The organism is Streptomyces sp. CA-146814 (assembly GCF_050942385.1).
GTDB lineage: Bacteria > Actinomycetota > Actinomycetes > Streptomycetales > Streptomycetaceae > Streptomyces.
Map to the genome: position 1 here is coordinate 4474810 of NZ_CP192068.1, position 13055 is coordinate 4487864.

Here is a 13055-nt window from a genome sequence, read left to right on the forward strand (position 1 = left end):
CAGGGGCGGAGGTGCAGGGGGGAGGGGGCCTGGGCGCAGGAGCCGGAGCGCCCTACCGTCACCCAGCCTAGGGGCTGACCGGTGGATCGCGTGAGCTGACCGGAGCCGTGACACGCCGGCACTCCGGGGCCCGGCTCCTCCGGCGGGCTTCGTCACCCCGGAGGAGCCGTTGCCGGTGCTTACGCCGTCGCGGTCCCGTCGGAGAGGGGTTCGCCGCCGAGGGCTTGGTCCAGGCTGTCGGCGATGTCGAAGTGCTCCAGCACCCGGGTGACGGTCAGAAGGGTGATGACGCTCGGCTGGAGGGGGCCTACGAGGACCAGGCGGCGGTCGGCGGCGTGGTGCATCCGGCGGGCGCGGAGCAGGGTGTCGAGGAAGGAGCTGTCCCCGAAGGTGACACCGGTCAGGTCCAGGACGGTGACAGGCAGGGCCTGTTCGTCGGCCTCTCTCCAGGCGGCCGGCAGCAGGTCCTGCTCGTCGGCGTCGAAGTCACCACAAGCGGTGACCACCAGCGCGCCCAGCTCTCGGCGCACGTGGACACGGGCCTGGGATCTCCAGGGCATGGGGGTGCCTCCTTACTGCACGGTGGTCCAGACCAATGCCCCGGAATGTTGATTCCATGTCAGCAGCGCCTGGTGCATCCCGTCACGCCTGCCGGTCGGCACCTGTCCGGCTCAGACCGTGGTACGCATGGCCCCTCGGCCCACCGGGGCGGGCAGGAGCCGGTCCCATCCCCGGTCCGGGAAGGTAGCCGTGGCTACTTCCAGCAGGTGGGTGACCGACGGTGTCAGGTTGGTCAGGGTGACCTGCGCGGGGGCGGTCGGTGTACTGATGAGGTGGAGTCCGGCGATGTCCATGAACGTGACGGCGTGCAGGTCCCAGGTGACCTCGGCCACGGTGTCGGGGAGGCCGTTGAGGCAGGCCCGGAGCTGATCCAGGGTCTCGAAGTCGATGTCGCCGCGCGGGGTGAGTGTGGCGCCGCGGCCGTGCAGTTCAGTTGTGACGTACATGGTGTGCGCCCCCCTTCTGGGGGTTGCCGAGCCCGAAGACGAGGAGAGCCCCGCGTGCGGGGCTCTGTACGGCTAGGGCGGGGCCGGATGCCCGTGGTGGGGGCAACGTCCGGCTCCCGAAGAGTCGGCACAGGGTCGCACCGGCTCGGTCTCTTGTCTCTCCACCGTCCCATACATCAGCCACCACAAGCCAGGCCGGTCCCCACGGCCGGGTGAAACGTCATCTGATCGTCGTGCGGGAGCGGGCCGTGCCTCGCGTGGTTCCTGTCCGTATGATCACCCTCGGGCGGGCTGTGCCCTTCCTCCCATGGCGCTCAGGGCCGGGGGTTCCGCCCGGTGCCCTTCGGCGGCACTGCCGCTGGAGCGCCGTATGTCCCGGCGCGGGGACGAGCGGGGTGTGCCGTCAGGAGGCCAGGGCAGGTGACGTGCGATGACCGATGACTGTGCCGGAACCGAAGCCCGTGCGGGGGGTGACCCGCATCACGCCCAAGCGGCCCCTCTGCCGGGGCCGGGGGGCGGTCTGCCCGCGACGGCGGCCGACGCGCGTGCCCTCGTACGGGAACAGATGGCTCTTGGTGCTCCGGATCTGCAGGACGAGGAAGCCGGTGCGCGGGTGCTGGGGGACGCGCTGTTGGTGACCTCGGAGCTCGTCACCAACGCGATCCGGCACGGCGACGGACTCACCGCCTTCGACCTGTGGATCACCGACGACGGACTGATCCTGAATGTCGCGGACGCCAGTACGTGCCCACCGGTGACCACCGACCCCAAGAGCCGGGAGAAAGGCCAGGTCGGCGGGTTCGGCTGGCCGCTGGTCTGCCGCCTCGCGCGGCACGTCGCGGTCACCGCTCTTCCGGACGGAAAGCAGATCACCGTCCTCATCAGCCTCACACCACCTGCCTGACAGGCGCGTCGGTGGCAGCGCAGGGGCGTCAGCCAGAGGGACATGGGTGACCCTGATCACGCCACCCGGGCATGGCCCGGCGGATCATGCGGCTGTGACGGCACCGGATCGGCCTTCGCTCTGCCGGTGGCAGAACACGAGCCGGACCGGGGTGGACGACCCCTACAGTCCAGCCTCATGACGACGACCACGACGACGATGACGCCTACGACGATCTCGACGCGTACGGTGGCGTACCCGGCCGACGGTCTGACGATGATCGGGCACCTCGCGCTCCCGGCCGGTCGCGACCGCCGCCCCGCGGTGCTGCTCGGGCCGGAGGGCATGGGCCTCAGCGACGTCGAGCGCCGCCGGGCCGACGCGCTCGCCGAACTGGGTTACGTGGCGCTGGCCTTCGACCTGCACGGCGGGCGCTATCTGGCCGACCCCGAGGAGATGCTGGCCCGTTGCCTGCCGCTGCTCGCCGACCCCGACCGGCTGCGGGACATCGGCCGTGCGGCGCTCGACGTGCTGCGCGCCGAACCGCGTACCGACCCCGACCGGATCGCCGCCGTCGGCTACGGCACCGGGGGCGCGGTCACGCTGGAACTCGGGCGCGCCGGCGTCGGTCTGCGCGCGATCGGAACGGTCAACGCGACGACCACGGGCCGACGGGGCGAGGCGGCGCACATCCGCTGCCCGGTGTGGGCCGGGGTCGGTTCGGAGGACCCGATCATGCCGCCCGCGCAACGGGACGCGTTCACCGCCGAGATGCAGGCCGCGGGCGTCGACTGGCGCCTCACGGTCTACGGCGGTGCCCTGCACGCCTTCCACCACCCGCCGGTCGACCACCCCACGGTCCCTGGCGTCGGCTACCACCCACGGCACGCGCAACGAGCCTGGCGCGATGTCGTCGACCTGCTCGCCGAGTGCCTGCCGTTGACGCAGGACTGACGGCGCGCGCGTATCCCGGTCACGCCCCCCTCCTTGGCCGCTGGGCACCGGGCGTCGGAGAAGCAGGCTTCCCGTCACGGAGCCACAGCGCGGACCAGCAGCGTACCGATGTGTCCGGGGAGCGGCGCGTCGAGTACCTGGGCTTCGGCCGTGGCGAACCCGGCCCGGGTCAGCAGGCGTTCCCACACGGCCGGGCGGTAGCTGTAGCGGTAGGTGAACATGGCCTTGCCCGCGAAGCCACCCTTGTACATACCCTGCGGCCCGTAAGCGCCCGGGATGGCCGGAGGCTGCGAGAAGGCGAACACGCCTCCGGGGGCCAGTCGTTGACGGACGAGCGGGAAGAGCCGGCCGGGGTCGGTGAACCAGGCGGCTCCGAAGATCGAGTAGACCGCGTCGTACGTCTCCTCGTGCCCACGCAGGTGCTCCAAGACCTCGGCGCAGACGAACTGTGCTCCGTCGGCAGCCCATTTCGCGGTGGTCTTCTTCACCATGACCGGCGACAGGTCGACCCCTCGGGTGACGACACCCCGCTGAGCCAGGTACGCGAGGGCGCGGCCGGTGCCGCTGCCGATCTCCAGCGCGGAGCCCGGCTCGCCGAGCACCTCAGGGCCGGGGCCGTGACCGGCGTACTGGGTCCAGCAGAAGGCCGGTTCGGCGTCGTCCTTGAAGGCGGAGCCGGCGTAGGTGTCCCACAGCTCGGTCTCTGCGGCGATGTCGTGGTGCGCGGGCAAGGTGGTTCCTCTTGGTGAAGGCCGGTCCCTTCCCTCTGACGGGCGCGGGGGCAGGGACCGGCGCAGGCCGTTCAGTGGCTGTCGGGGACCTTGTTGTCGCACGGCGAGCACTCCGTGCCGTCGATCGCCCACAGCTCCTCGTCGACATCGAAGCCGATGGACCGCAGGAAGTCCGCCGTACGCAGGCACAAGCCGTCGCGACGCCGCTCGACGAACGGGGCGTGGTGCTTGTAGCGGCCTTCGTTGTAGGCCTCGCAGAGAGCCCACCAGACCGGCGTGTCGAGGATGAGCTGGTGGACACCGATGTCGACGAGCTTGCCCACCCCCAGGTGGACCTCCGGGTTCTCCATGCAGCCGATGGTGTACATGACGGCGTTCCCGAGGATGCGTTCGGCCATGTCGCGGACCATCGTGTGGTCACGCAGCAGCAGGGCGACCTCCCGGTCCCAGAGAGTCATCCCGCCGTCCAGCACGTTGACGGTCAGGTGCTGGACGAGGGGCTGTACCGCGTTGAGAAGTCCTCTCGGGTCCCGAGTGCGGATGATGTCCGTGGACCGGTGGAGCGTTGCGTTCATGGACTACTCCTTCTTCGTCGCGGCTTCGGCACCCAGGTCCGCAGTGCTCCGGCCTTGAGAGCGAAGCTAGCGAGGGAGAGTCGTCGGGCGGCAGGGGAGTTGCGCGATGTTGCTCGCCTGTGGGGTGGGGTTGCGCAAGGTTGTCGATTCAGGACGACGGGAACCAGGACTGCGGGCGGCCACTGCATGGAAGCTGGGGGAGACCTGTCCCCCAGGGAAGGACTCACCATGGCTCGGCGACTGCGGTTCAACGGCACCGGTAGTGGTGTCAATGGGTGCCCGTCCCTTCACGAGGACCTCGACACGGGCGAGGTCGTCGTTCACGGCCTCCCTCTCACCGACCCCGATGACATCGCTCAACTGAGGCACCTGGGCGACGGTGAGGTGCCTGTCGTGGTCCCGCGCGAGCTGCTGGTCGATTTCGGTCCGCAGGACGTCGTCCGGGTGCCGGACATCATCGGACTGGAGGAGTTCGACCGGCTCTTCACCCAGTTCGAGCACACCGCCTGGCGCCTGGAGACGCGGAGCCGGTACGCCTCCGACGAGCTCACCGAAACGTACGCCCAGTTCACCCGTGGGACGCCGGTCAACTGGGCCGGAGTCGACGCGGCCTGGTGTGCCGAGCGCCACGGGCAGGTGGCGCTCGGCAAGCGGTTCGAGCGCGTCCGCATCGTCGACGACCCGCCCACACCCGGCCAGCTCTATCTGCTCGACAACGCGCGGCGCAACAGCGAGGTCGGCGAGAGAATCCGCAACCTGTGGCGCGAGGACGCCGACCGGCTTGGCCTGCCCGCCGAGGACTTCTGGCTCTTCGACTCCAGGCTGGTCGCGTTGCTCAACTTCGACGACACTGACAACCTGGTCGATGTCGAGCTGATCACGCAGCCCGCGGAGGTGCTGCGGTACGCCATGGTGCGGGACGCGGCGGAACATCACGCCGTGCAGTACGCGGAGTTGGCGGAGAAGCTGATCGCGAAGGAGAGCTGAGACAGGCGTGTACCGGTGAGCACGGACTACCAGCAGGCGCGAGAGGCACTTGGAGTACGGCTGCGCGAACTCCGCCTCTCCGCCGCCGGTGGCCGACTCACCGGTACGGAGCTCGCCGGGCAGGCCGGGTGGAACAAGTCCAAGGTCAGCAGGCTGGAGAACGGCAGGCAGACGCCCTCGCCCGAGGACCTGCGCGCCTGGGCGGAGGCAACTGGCCGGCCGGATCTGTACGACGAACTGCTGGCACGCCTAAGGGGCTTCGAGTCACACATCAGATCATGGCGGCGGCAGCTTGCCGCAGGCCACAAGCCGGTCCAGGACACCCACCTGAGTGCTCACGCCGACGCCACGGTGTTCCGTGGCTGGGAGCCGTCCATGGTCTTCGGGATTCTCCAGACCCCGGACTACGCTCGGGCGATCTTCACGAGGTACGCGGAGCTGCAGCGGTCGCCGCGTGACACGGAGGAGGCGGTCCGATCCCGTATGCAGCGGCAACGGGAGCTGTACGACTCCTCGAAGCGCTTCCACCTCGTCATGTGGGAGGCTGCCCTGCACGCCCTGGTCTGCCCGCCGTCGGTGCTCACGGCCCAGCTGGACCGTCTCTCAGGAGCGATCGGCCTGGACACCATGGAGCTGGGAATCATCCCGCTGTCCGCCTCGCTCAAGATCCCGCCTGCCACGGCCTTCTGGGTCTACGACGACCGCCAGGTGATCGTCGAGAACTGGCACGCGGAGCTGTGGATCGACGACGAGGTCAGCGTGGACACGTACCTGCGGACCTGGGCGACGCTGCGGGAGTCGGCTGTGTACGGCGCCGATGCCCACCGGCTGGTCAACGCGGCGCGAGAGGCGTTGGCGCGTAGGTAGCACCTGCGCGCCGGCTACAGGGCCTTGTAGTAGCGGACCAGGGGCAACGCCGTGTACCCGGCCTTCTCGTACGTTCTCCGGGCGGGTGCGTGGCCCGGGTCGCCGCCGGTCCAGATGGAGGCCAGGGTCACCCCGGCCTCCCTCATCCAGGTGGTCGCGAACTCCGTCAGCGTCGTACCGACCTCCTGCCCCTGGCAGTCGGGGTCGACCGCCAGCAACTCGACGGCTCCCGCGCCGCCTTCGGGTTCCAGCACCACGGCGACGAACCCGACGACCTTCGCTCCGGCGTCCGCGACCCAGACGTGAGCCTTGCCCGCTGTGCAGGCCGCTTCGACTTCCTTCGCCTGGGACGTACGCCAGTCCGGATACTGCCGCTGGAACACCTCCGGCCCCAACACCTTGGCGAAGCTCTCGTAGACAGGCACCCAGGCGCGGAGCGAAAGATCGACTATCGGGTCGAGATCCCGCGCCTCGTACGGACGGACCTGTACCTGCATCTCTTCGCTCCCTGCCCCGGATGTGTTCCCGTGGCGGCATGATCGCAAGGCGTTCGGATCCGCGCGGAGAATTTTGGATCGGCACCGCGCGGCCGGACCTCCGCCCGTGGTCAGCCCGGAAAGGCGGTGGTGGTCCGTCCCGACCTCCTGACACGATCTGCGCGTGACCACGTTGTTCCTGATGGTCGGCCTGCCAGGGGCCGGAAAGACCACGAGAGCCCGGCAGCTAGCCGAGGAGCACGGCGCGCTGCGCCTGACGCCCGACGAATGGATGCTGCCCCTCTTCGGCGAGGCCGAGCCGGACGGGAAGCGGGACGTGCTGGAGGGGCGCATGCTCTGGCTCGCCCTGGAGGCGGTCAAGGTGGGGACCGACGTGGTGGTCGACTACGGCTGTTGGTCCCGGGACGAACGATCCGCGATCCGGTGGCTGGCGGAGGCGGAGGGCGCGCGCTTCCGTCTCCTCTACCTGCCGGTCGACGCCGAGACCCAGCGCACCCGGATCGCCCACCGCTGGGCGACCGCCGCCGGGGAGACGTTCCCGATGACCGAGGCCGACATCCTGCACGGGTGGGCGCAGTTCGAGGAGCCGGACGCGGCGGAACTGGAAGGCGGTGCGATCTCCGGCCCACCGCCGGGGTGGGCGGGCTGGCGGGAATGGGCCGCCGCCCGGTGGCCGTCGTTCGCGTGACCGCGCGCTGGGCCTGGGGCACTCAGGAGGCGGCGAACTCCACGAAGGACGTCCAGGTGGTGGGGGAGACGGCGAGCGGGGGGACGGTGAGGTCCTTGGAGTCGCGGACGTGGATGGTGTGGGGGCAGGTGGCGACCTCGATGCAGTCGCCGCCCTCGCTGCCGCTGTAGGTGGACTTGGACCAGGTGAGCGCCACCTCTACGCAGTCGCCGCCCTGGTTCCCGCTGTAGGTGGACTTGAACCAGTGGAGGTCGGTGCTCATAGTTCCTCTGCCATCTTCTCGATCTTCTCCTGAGTCCTGTCCGGAGTGTATGCCTGTGCCCGCAGCAGTCCATACTTTCCGAACAGGTTCCCTAGGTCGGGCTGTTGGGTGACGAAAAAGCTGCCCCCTTGGCCTTCGATGTAGGCCATCCGATGACGCTCCGCGTTCTCCAGAAGAACGAATGGTCCGTCCAGAGCCGGGTGGTTCTCCACGTCCTCCGGCATCAACTGAATCTGGACATGCCGCAACTGGGCCAGTGACGCGAGGTGGTGCAGTTGCGCCTTGCGAACCCGCCGGCCGCCGATCGGCCGGGTGAGCGCGGCCATCTCCAGTACGAAGCTGATGTCCGGCAGGGGCCTGCGAGAGAGCAGGCTCTGGCGAGCCAACCGGCTGGCGAGCTTCTCTTCGATCTCGTCGTCATCGAAAGCCGGGTACTGCCCAGCGAGAACTGCCCGTGCATACGCTTCGGTCTGGAGCAGTCCAGGGATTACGTGAGTCTCGTAGGCATGCCGAACTGTGGCTCTGGCTTCCTCGTCCGCAAACGGTGTGAACCAGCCCGGCAGTGGATTGCGCTGCTCTGTCTGCTTCGGCGGCTTCGGTGCCGCGACGATCAGTGCACCTTGTGCACCCAGCACCTCATCCGCCCGTTGCACGAAGACGCCCTTCGGCGGTCGCGCGCCCCGTTCCACCATCGCCACTTGGGACTTGGAGTAGCCGATGCGCTTGCCCAACTGCTCCTGCGACAGCCCGGCCCGCTCCCGGAAATGCCGGAGCAGCAGGCCGAACATCGCGGCGGCCGTCTCGGCCTGATCACTGGAGTGCACGGGTCACCTCGTCTGTACACCACTGTTCACAACCTGCTTGTGACCCTGGTCACGGTACGTGTCCGCCGCAAAGCTGAGCGCATGGAACTTGGAAATTCACTGGATCCGGTGCCGTCCTGGATCCCCGCCTCCGGCCACGCCCTCCGCCACGTGGGCATCCACTTCGACGCCGTACGGGCCATCGGCATGCTGGGCGAGGAAATCGCGTACGAGGTCATGCAGTTCACCGACTTCCGCGCCGGGCCGATCGTCCGCTCGGGCGTCGGGGAGCGCAGCATGTACTTCCTCCTCGCGCCCGGTACGGCGGCCGGGCACCGGTGGCCGCCCGGGGTGGAGGCGATGAGCCGGAGCGCGCGGGGCGACGCCTTCGTGGGGGTGCCTGCGCTGGACGGCGCGACCTGGCCGCTGGACTGGAGGTCGCGGCCCACGGCGGAGGAGCCGTTCGTGGATGTCGCGCTGCTGCACGAGATGGCCTGGCTGCGGGCGGGGTGCGCGGTGAAGGAGTGACCGGCGTGGTTCGGCGTGTTCAGGGGTGGCGATAGACCTCGCGCCGATGGCCGATCGCGAGCACCCAGACGATGAGCCGGCCGTCCTCGACTGTGTAGACGGCCCGGTGGTTGCCCACGCGGAGGCGCCAACGGGCATGGTGGCCCTGAAGCGGTTTGACGTCGAACTCGGAGAGGTCGCCTGCGTCCAGTGCCTTCTGCAGGTCCGCCAGGCGGCCGAGGATGCGCCTGGCGTCCGGCAGAGGGATCTTCAGAAGGCTGCGCTGAGCTGGGGCTGTGAAACGCGTGGCGTGGCCCATGGGTCAGTTGGCCGACCGGAGGAGTGCGGCCATCTCCTCCATGGATACGGACCCTTCGGTGCCCTCGGCCTCGGCTTGGTCGGCGAGGCGGTTGAGCCATTCATCCTCGTACCGTTCGGCGGCTTCGCGGAGGCGGCGGTACTCGTCGATGTCGACCAGGACCGCTTCGCTCTTGCCTCGGCGCGTGATGATCGTAGGCGTTTCCTCGCGGCGGGCGCGGTCTATGACGTCCGCGAGATGCTTGCGGACCTCGGCCATGGATGCGATCACAGGCTCACTCATGGCCTGAATGTATCAGATGTACATCTGTTGTGCGCCTCGGGTGCAATAGTAGGCAGATCTGAGTCCTCAGGTTGCGGTACCGTAATCGTGACATCACGTTCTGTGTGTGCATGTGGGTGACGCGTGCGCATATGGAGCGGCCCCCGGCGGTGTTCGAGCACCGGCCCGGGGACCTTCACCACTAGTGGAATCAGAGGTCCACCCGCGATGCTGTCGCATGTTATCCCGCCCCCTCGGGGCTATACGAAGGTCTCCAACGGCCTTGTACGTCAGTCGCGTCTGGGCAGTGACGCGAAGATCCTGGTCATCTACGTGCAGGGGTTGCCCGAAGGCGATCGCGACAAGGCCCTCAGTGAGCACGCCCGAGACCTGCACATGACCGGGCGGCGGTACCAGAAGGCCAAGTCCGAGTTGGTGGCGAGCGGGTACGTCCATGAGAAGCGGGAGACCGTTGCCGGTGGGCGGTGGCGGACCGTGCAGGTGTTCTCCAACTTCCCGCTGACGGACGACCAGGCCGCGCGGCTGCGGGCCGGGGTCCCGGCCGACGGGTACGAGCTGGTGAGCACGGGGCCCGATCCGAGTGCGCACTTTCCGACGGTCGGTGCTCCGAGTGGCCGGGTGGTCGGTGGTCAATTACCCGCAGACGAAGAACTGGGGAAGAACGCATCCCACCCACCCACCGAAGCGGGCTCGGGCGATGACGAGCAGGGCGGGCAGGGTGAGCAGGGCGAGCCGGAGGGGTCTGAGGGTCTGGAGGGGTCGGAGGGTTTTGAGGAGGAACCCTCCGAGGGGCTCTCGGAGGAGCCTCCCGACGGGCCTGAAGTGGCTCTCGCCGAGCGCGTGTTGCTCTCCCTCCGCCACGAGCAGCGCCAACTGCATCTCGGCGTGCGCGAGGCCCGTACCCTCGCCGGGCTCGCCGCCGAGTGGTTGCGGCGCGGGGTCACCGCTGCGGACCTGCGGCGGGCCCTGTGCAGTGGGCTGCCGGTGGAAGGGGTGCGTACGGCGGTGGGGTTCCTGGCGCACCGGCTCCGGGAGAAGTTGCCCGCCGCTCCCGAGAGCGTGCCTGCGCCGGAGCCGTCCCCGCCGCCACCTGCCCTGATCGCCTGCGCCGGGCCGGGTGAGGAGCACATGTTCCGGCCCCACGTTCCGTGGGCCACGACCTGTGGGCCCTGTCACCGGGAGGAGCAACGCGCCTTCTGGGCCGATGCGCAGGCCCGGGCCGAGGCGGCTCCCGAGCCTGCGCCATGGCGGGAGCGGTTTGCGGCCGTCGCGGAGGGCGGAGCCGTATCGGATGCGGATGCGGAGGTGGGTGCTCCGTAGCGGCCGCTCTGGGTGATGGTCCCGTCAGCCGGGTCAAGGCCGCACCCTGGCTTGGTCTAGACCAAGAGGGGTACGCTTCCTCTGAGATGCGTGGCGGTACCGAACGTCGCGCACAGCGGCGCATGTCATGTACACGTCAGAGTGTGCGCAGTCAAGTAACCGTGTCAACAGAGGAGTTGTCATGAAGAGCAAGAAGATGCTGGCCGTGGCCATCGGCGCGGGAATCGCCCCGCTCCTGGCCGTGACCCTGCCCGCCGGCGGTGCGAGCGCGCACGGGTACATATCCTCGCCCCCGAGTCGTCAGGCACAGTGCGCCGCCGGCACGGTCGCCTGCGGTGCCATCAAGTACGAGCCGCAGAGCGTCGAGGGCCCCAAGGGCTTAACGAGCTGCAGCGGAGGGAACGCCGCCTTCGCCGAGCTCAACAACGACAACAAAGGCTGGAAGGTCACCCCGGTCGGCCGCACGACCAGCTTCAACTGGCGGCTGACGGCACGGCACGCGACCAGCACCTGGCAGTACTACGCGGGCGGCCGGAAGATCGCCGAGTTCAACGACGGTGGTGCCCGTCCGGGCGAGACCGTCACTCACCAGGTGAACTTCGGGACCCTGACCGGCAAGCAGAAGGTGCTGGCCGTCTGGAACATCGCCGACACCGCGAACGCCTTCTACGCCTGCGTGGACGTGAACGTGAGCTGACACCCGACCCGGCGGCGCCACCCCGGCTCCGTCGGCGGGAAGCAGAACCAGAGAGAGAAACAGATCCGGCCGAGTCCGTGGCCGATGCCCGGGGCGGATGCCGCACCGTCCGCTCCGGGCTCCGGGCCGGCACTCGGCCCGCACCCAAGTGACCACGGAGGACTGACGCTCGTACGCAGTCCAGCGCGATGTCAGCCGAATCCTCCGGCCGCTCCACCGAGATGAGGTTCCGTGCACCACCACCGAGTCACCGCCCGTGCAGCCGTCATGGCTCTGCTCGCCACCGGCCTTGCCGTATCCCCGGCCGTCGCGGCTCCTGCCGCCACCGCGGCCAAGGCCCGCGTCGGCGCCGACTGGGCGAAGCAGTCGATCACCTTCACCGCCGCCCCGGGGCAGGCCAACGACCTCCACGTGGTCCCGATGGACCGGGGTGACGGGGTGCGGCGCATCGGCTTCCGCGACGCCGTGCCGCTCCAGCCGGGCGACCACTGCACCTACCTGGAGCCGGGGGTCGAGACGTACGTGGTCTGCGAGCTGCCCACCGATAGCGACCTGCCGGACCGGATCGACGTCCTTCTCGGCGACGGCGACGACGAGATCGCCACCAGTGACCTGGCCGTGGCCACCGTCAGTGGTGGCCCCGGCGATGACACCCTGCACGCACACACCGCCCACACGGTCCGGGGTGACGAGGGCGACGACATGGTCATGGGGCGCGTCGTCCTGGACGGCGGCGACGGCATGGACCACCTGATGGGCGACGACGGCGACCAGCGGATGTACGGCGGCCGGGGCGCGGACATGATCGAGGGCTACGGCGGCCGGGACCTCGTGTACGCGGGCCCGGGCGACGACCACGTCATGGGTGGCGACGGCAACGACGTCCTCCTCGGCGGCTCCGGCGACGACATGCTGCACGGCGAGGGCGGCAACGACCTGCTCGTCGGCGGCTCCGGAAAGGACAAGGCCGAAGGTGGCCCCGGCCGGAACATCGTTCTTCCGTAGGCCGCACCGGACGGACCTCCGGTCCGCACCTCGGGACCGTACGGCGTGGCGTCCAGCGATCAGGCCGCTCGCGATGCGTCGGCGGGCACCCACACCCCGTGTCGGCAGGGCTTGAAGTCCACGACGACCGCCGGGTGTCCGTCGATGCCCGGGTCCTCGACGCGCGACACGACGCTTTCCGGCGGCTCGTCGCAGACCGGACACGACACGAGCGCCGGATAGTCGGGTCGCTGAAGAACTCCCAGGAGCACCTCCTCCTCCCTGCACAGCAAGGCCGCTGTGAGATCGGCCAGCCATGCACCTGTCATACGGACGCGGTCCATGGCGTCCTCCTCCGAGGGCTGCCGTTCTCCATCGCTCCGCTCCCTCTTCGTTGGTGAGCTTCCGCGGTCAGCTTCTGTGGTCAGCGGAATTCGGTCACGGGGCGTCGGCCGGCTGGTCGTCCTGCCAGACCCAGCGGCCGGCGGGGTCGGGAGCGTAGAGGCTGCTGCCGCCCGGGAAAGTGCAACCGTCGTTGGGAAGCGCGACCCAGGGATCCTCATCCGTGAGGGTCACGGTCGTGGCTTGGCCGTCCAGTGGCCCGCCGTGCAGTTCGACGGTGATGGAGGTGGTGTCATCGCTCATGTCATTCTCTTGCCCCGACAGGTACAGACCAATTCTGCCGACTGTCG

General features: G+C 69.2%; 20 protein-coding genes. 9 read left to right on the forward strand and 11 right to left on the reverse strand.

Annotated elements, in window-relative coordinates; genetic code table 11:
- Nucleotides 1-179: 179 nt before the first annotated feature.
- Both ACQP09_RS19915 and ACQP09_RS19920 read right to left on the reverse strand, forming a co-directional pair.
- Nucleotides 180-560 (reverse strand): STAS domain-containing protein, encoded by a 381-nt coding sequence (locus ACQP09_RS19915; protein WP_433401589.1) that lies wholly within the window; start codon nucleotides 558-560, stop codon nucleotides 180-182.
- A gap of 111 nt (nucleotides 561-671) precedes the next feature.
- Nucleotides 672-1007: an STAS domain-containing protein gene (locus ACQP09_RS19920; protein ID WP_433401590.1), complete on the reverse strand. Its 336-nt coding sequence runs from the start codon at nucleotides 1005-1007 to the stop codon at nucleotides 672-674.
- A gap of 565 nt (nucleotides 1008-1572) precedes the next feature.
- Here ACQP09_RS19920 and ACQP09_RS19925 point away from each other — a divergent pair.
- Both ACQP09_RS19925 and ACQP09_RS19930 read left to right on the forward strand, forming a co-directional pair.
- The gene (locus ACQP09_RS19925; protein ID WP_433401592.1) at nucleotides 1573-1911 is read left to right on the forward strand and encodes an ATP-binding protein; all 339 of its coding nucleotides are present in this window, start codon (nucleotides 1573-1575) and stop codon (nucleotides 1909-1911) included.
- 177 nt (nucleotides 1912-2088) lie between these two features.
- A complete protein-coding gene (locus tag ACQP09_RS19930) occupies nucleotides 2089-2844 on the forward strand; it encodes a dienelactone hydrolase family protein (RefSeq protein WP_433401593.1) in 756 nt (251 codons plus the stop codon).
- Between the two features lie 74 nt (nucleotides 2845-2918).
- On the opposite strand, the gene ACQP09_RS19935 is transcribed toward ACQP09_RS19930, so the two are convergent.
- A complete protein-coding gene (locus ACQP09_RS19935) occupies nucleotides 2919-3575 on the reverse strand; it encodes a class I SAM-dependent methyltransferase (protein ID WP_433401595.1) in 657 nt (218 codons plus the stop codon).
- A gap of 71 nt (nucleotides 3576-3646) precedes the next feature.
- A complete protein-coding gene (locus ACQP09_RS19940) occupies nucleotides 3647-4150 on the reverse strand; it encodes a hypothetical protein (RefSeq protein ID WP_433401597.1) in 504 nt (167 codons plus the stop codon).
- A gap of 228 nt (nucleotides 4151-4378) precedes the next feature.
- Here ACQP09_RS19940 and ACQP09_RS19945 point away from each other — a divergent pair, with 228 nt between their 5' ends.
- Both ACQP09_RS19945 and ACQP09_RS19950 read left to right on the forward strand, forming a co-directional pair.
- Nucleotides 4379-5137, forward strand: coding sequence for a DUF6879 family protein (locus tag ACQP09_RS19945; RefSeq protein ID WP_433401599.1), 759 nt, complete (start codon nucleotides 4379-4381; stop codon nucleotides 5135-5137).
- 15 nt (nucleotides 5138-5152) lie between these two features.
- Nucleotides 5153-6004 carry a helix-turn-helix domain-containing protein gene (locus ACQP09_RS19950; protein ID WP_433401600.1) on the forward strand — a complete coding sequence of 284 codons (852 nt, stop codon included), beginning with the start codon at nucleotides 5153-5155 and terminating at the stop codon, nucleotides 6002-6004.
- A 14-nt stretch (nucleotides 6005-6018) separates the two neighbouring features.
- Here ACQP09_RS19950 and ACQP09_RS19955 read toward each other — a convergent pair whose 3' ends face one another.
- The gene (locus ACQP09_RS19955) at nucleotides 6019-6501 is read right to left on the reverse strand and encodes a GNAT family N-acetyltransferase (protein ID WP_433401602.1); all 483 of its coding nucleotides are present in this window, start codon (nucleotides 6499-6501) and stop codon (nucleotides 6019-6021) included.
- 163 nt (nucleotides 6502-6664) lie between these two features.
- On the opposite strand from ACQP09_RS19955, the gene ACQP09_RS19960 reads away from it, so the two are divergent.
- Nucleotides 6665-7189: an AAA family ATPase gene (locus tag ACQP09_RS19960; protein WP_433401604.1), complete on the forward strand. Its 525-nt coding sequence runs from the start codon at nucleotides 6665-6667 to the stop codon at nucleotides 7187-7189.
- 22 nt (nucleotides 7190-7211) lie between these two features.
- Here the strand turns inward: ACQP09_RS19960 and ACQP09_RS19965 are convergent, their stop codons facing one another.
- Both ACQP09_RS19965 and ACQP09_RS19970 read right to left on the reverse strand, forming a co-directional pair.
- Nucleotides 7212-7451: a DUF397 domain-containing protein gene (locus ACQP09_RS19965; protein WP_433401606.1), complete on the reverse strand. Its 240-nt coding sequence runs from the start codon at nucleotides 7449-7451 to the stop codon at nucleotides 7212-7214.
- Complete coding sequence (locus ACQP09_RS19970; RefSeq protein ID WP_433401608.1) at nucleotides 7448-8275, reverse strand: helix-turn-helix domain-containing protein; 828 nt, start codon at nucleotides 8273-8275, stop codon at nucleotides 7448-7450. The genes ACQP09_RS19965 and ACQP09_RS19970 overlap by 4 nt, the downstream gene beginning before the upstream one ends.
- A gap of 81 nt (nucleotides 8276-8356) precedes the next feature.
- On the opposite strand from ACQP09_RS19970, the gene ACQP09_RS19975 reads away from it, so the two are divergent.
- On the forward strand, nucleotides 8357-8782 hold the full coding sequence (locus ACQP09_RS19975) for a hypothetical protein (RefSeq protein ID WP_432147419.1): 426 nt from the start codon (nucleotides 8357-8359) through the stop codon (nucleotides 8780-8782).
- A gap of 19 nt (nucleotides 8783-8801) precedes the next feature.
- Here ACQP09_RS19975 and ACQP09_RS19980 read toward each other — a convergent pair whose 3' ends face one another.
- Nucleotides 8802-9080: a type II toxin-antitoxin system RelE family toxin gene (locus tag ACQP09_RS19980; RefSeq protein ID WP_433401610.1), complete on the reverse strand. Its 279-nt coding sequence runs from the start codon at nucleotides 9078-9080 to the stop codon at nucleotides 8802-8804.
- A gap of 3 nt (nucleotides 9081-9083) precedes the next feature.
- Nucleotides 9084-9362 carry a type II toxin-antitoxin system Phd/YefM family antitoxin gene (locus ACQP09_RS19985; RefSeq protein WP_380959497.1) on the reverse strand — a complete coding sequence of 93 codons (279 nt, stop codon included), beginning with the start codon at nucleotides 9360-9362 and terminating at the stop codon, nucleotides 9084-9086.
- Between the two features lie 207 nt (nucleotides 9363-9569).
- Between ACQP09_RS19985 and ACQP09_RS19990 the strand changes: the two genes are divergently transcribed.
- From ACQP09_RS19990 to ACQP09_RS20000, 3 genes are all read left to right on the forward strand, one after another.
- Nucleotides 9570-10682 (forward strand): hypothetical protein, encoded by a 1113-nt coding sequence (locus ACQP09_RS19990; protein ID WP_433401613.1) that lies wholly within the window; start codon nucleotides 9570-9572, stop codon nucleotides 10680-10682.
- Between the two features lie 181 nt (nucleotides 10683-10863).
- The gene (locus ACQP09_RS19995) at nucleotides 10864-11379 is read left to right on the forward strand and encodes a lytic polysaccharide monooxygenase auxiliary activity family 9 protein (RefSeq protein WP_433401615.1); all 516 of its coding nucleotides are present in this window, start codon (nucleotides 10864-10866) and stop codon (nucleotides 11377-11379) included.
- Nucleotides 11380-11646: 267 nt separating this feature from the next.
- Nucleotides 11647-12384 (forward strand): calcium-binding protein, encoded by a 738-nt coding sequence (locus ACQP09_RS20000; RefSeq protein WP_433406674.1) that lies wholly within the window; start codon nucleotides 11647-11649, stop codon nucleotides 12382-12384.
- 59 nt (nucleotides 12385-12443) lie between these two features.
- On the opposite strand, the gene ACQP09_RS20005 is transcribed toward ACQP09_RS20000, so the two are convergent.
- Nucleotides 12444-12707, reverse strand: a complete 264-nt coding sequence (locus tag ACQP09_RS20005) for a hypothetical protein (RefSeq protein ID WP_404065323.1) — start codon at nucleotides 12705-12707, stop codon at nucleotides 12444-12446.
- 94 nt (nucleotides 12708-12801) lie between these two features.
- On the reverse strand, nucleotides 12802-13008 hold the full coding sequence (locus ACQP09_RS20010) for a hypothetical protein (protein ID WP_433401617.1): 207 nt from the start codon (nucleotides 13006-13008) through the stop codon (nucleotides 12802-12804).
- Nucleotides 13009-13055 lie beyond the last annotated feature (47 nt).

Bases quoted from the DNA above. Each gene is read 5' to 3' on its own strand.
- ACQP09_RS19945 (WP_433401599.1), top strand. From the start codon at position 4,379: ATGGCTCGGCGACTGCGGTTCAACGGCACCGGTAGTGGTGTCAATGGG.
- ACQP09_RS19955 (WP_433401602.1), bottom strand. From the start codon at position 6,501: ATGCAGGTACAGGTCCGTCCGTACGAGGCGCGGGATCTCGACCCGATA.
- ACQP09_RS19940 (WP_433401597.1), bottom strand. From the start codon at position 4,150: ATGAACGCAACGCTCCACCGGTCCACGGACATCATCCGCACTCGGGAC.
- ACQP09_RS19995 (WP_433401615.1), top strand. From the start codon at position 10,864: ATGAAGAGCAAGAAGATGCTGGCCGTGGCCATCGGCGCGGGAATCGCC.
- ACQP09_RS20010 (WP_433401617.1), bottom strand. From the start codon at position 13,008: ATGAGCGATGACACCACCTCCATCACCGTCGAACTGCACGGCGGGCCA.
- ACQP09_RS19980 (WP_433401610.1), bottom strand. From the start codon at position 9,080: ATGGGCCACGCCACGCGTTTCACAGCCCCAGCTCAGCGCAGCCTTCTG.
- ACQP09_RS19915 (WP_433401589.1), bottom strand. From the start codon at position 560: ATGCCCTGGAGATCCCAGGCCCGTGTCCACGTGCGCCGAGAGCTGGGC.
- ACQP09_RS19925 (WP_433401592.1), top strand. From the start codon at position 1,573: ATGGCTCTTGGTGCTCCGGATCTGCAGGACGAGGAAGCCGGTGCGCGG.
- ACQP09_RS20000 (WP_433406674.1), top strand. From the start codon at position 11,647: ATGGCTCTGCTCGCCACCGGCCTTGCCGTATCCCCGGCCGTCGCGGCT.
- ACQP09_RS19965 (WP_433401606.1), bottom strand. From the start codon at position 7,451: ATGAGCACCGACCTCCACTGGTTCAAGTCCACCTACAGCGGGAACCAG.
- ACQP09_RS19930 (WP_433401593.1), top strand. From the start codon at position 2,089: ATGACGACGACCACGACGACGATGACGCCTACGACGATCTCGACGCGT.
- ACQP09_RS19985 (WP_380959497.1), bottom strand. From the start codon at position 9,362: ATGAGTGAGCCTGTGATCGCATCCATGGCCGAGGTCCGCAAGCATCTC.
- ACQP09_RS19975 (WP_432147419.1), top strand. From the start codon at position 8,357: ATGGAACTTGGAAATTCACTGGATCCGGTGCCGTCCTGGATCCCCGCC.
- ACQP09_RS19920 (WP_433401590.1), bottom strand. From the start codon at position 1,007: ATGTACGTCACAACTGAACTGCACGGCCGCGGCGCCACACTCACCCCG.
- ACQP09_RS20005 (WP_404065323.1), bottom strand. From the start codon at position 12,707: ATGGACCGCGTCCGTATGACAGGTGCATGGCTGGCCGATCTCACAGCG.
- ACQP09_RS19990 (WP_433401613.1), top strand. From the start codon at position 9,570: ATGCTGTCGCATGTTATCCCGCCCCCTCGGGGCTATACGAAGGTCTCC.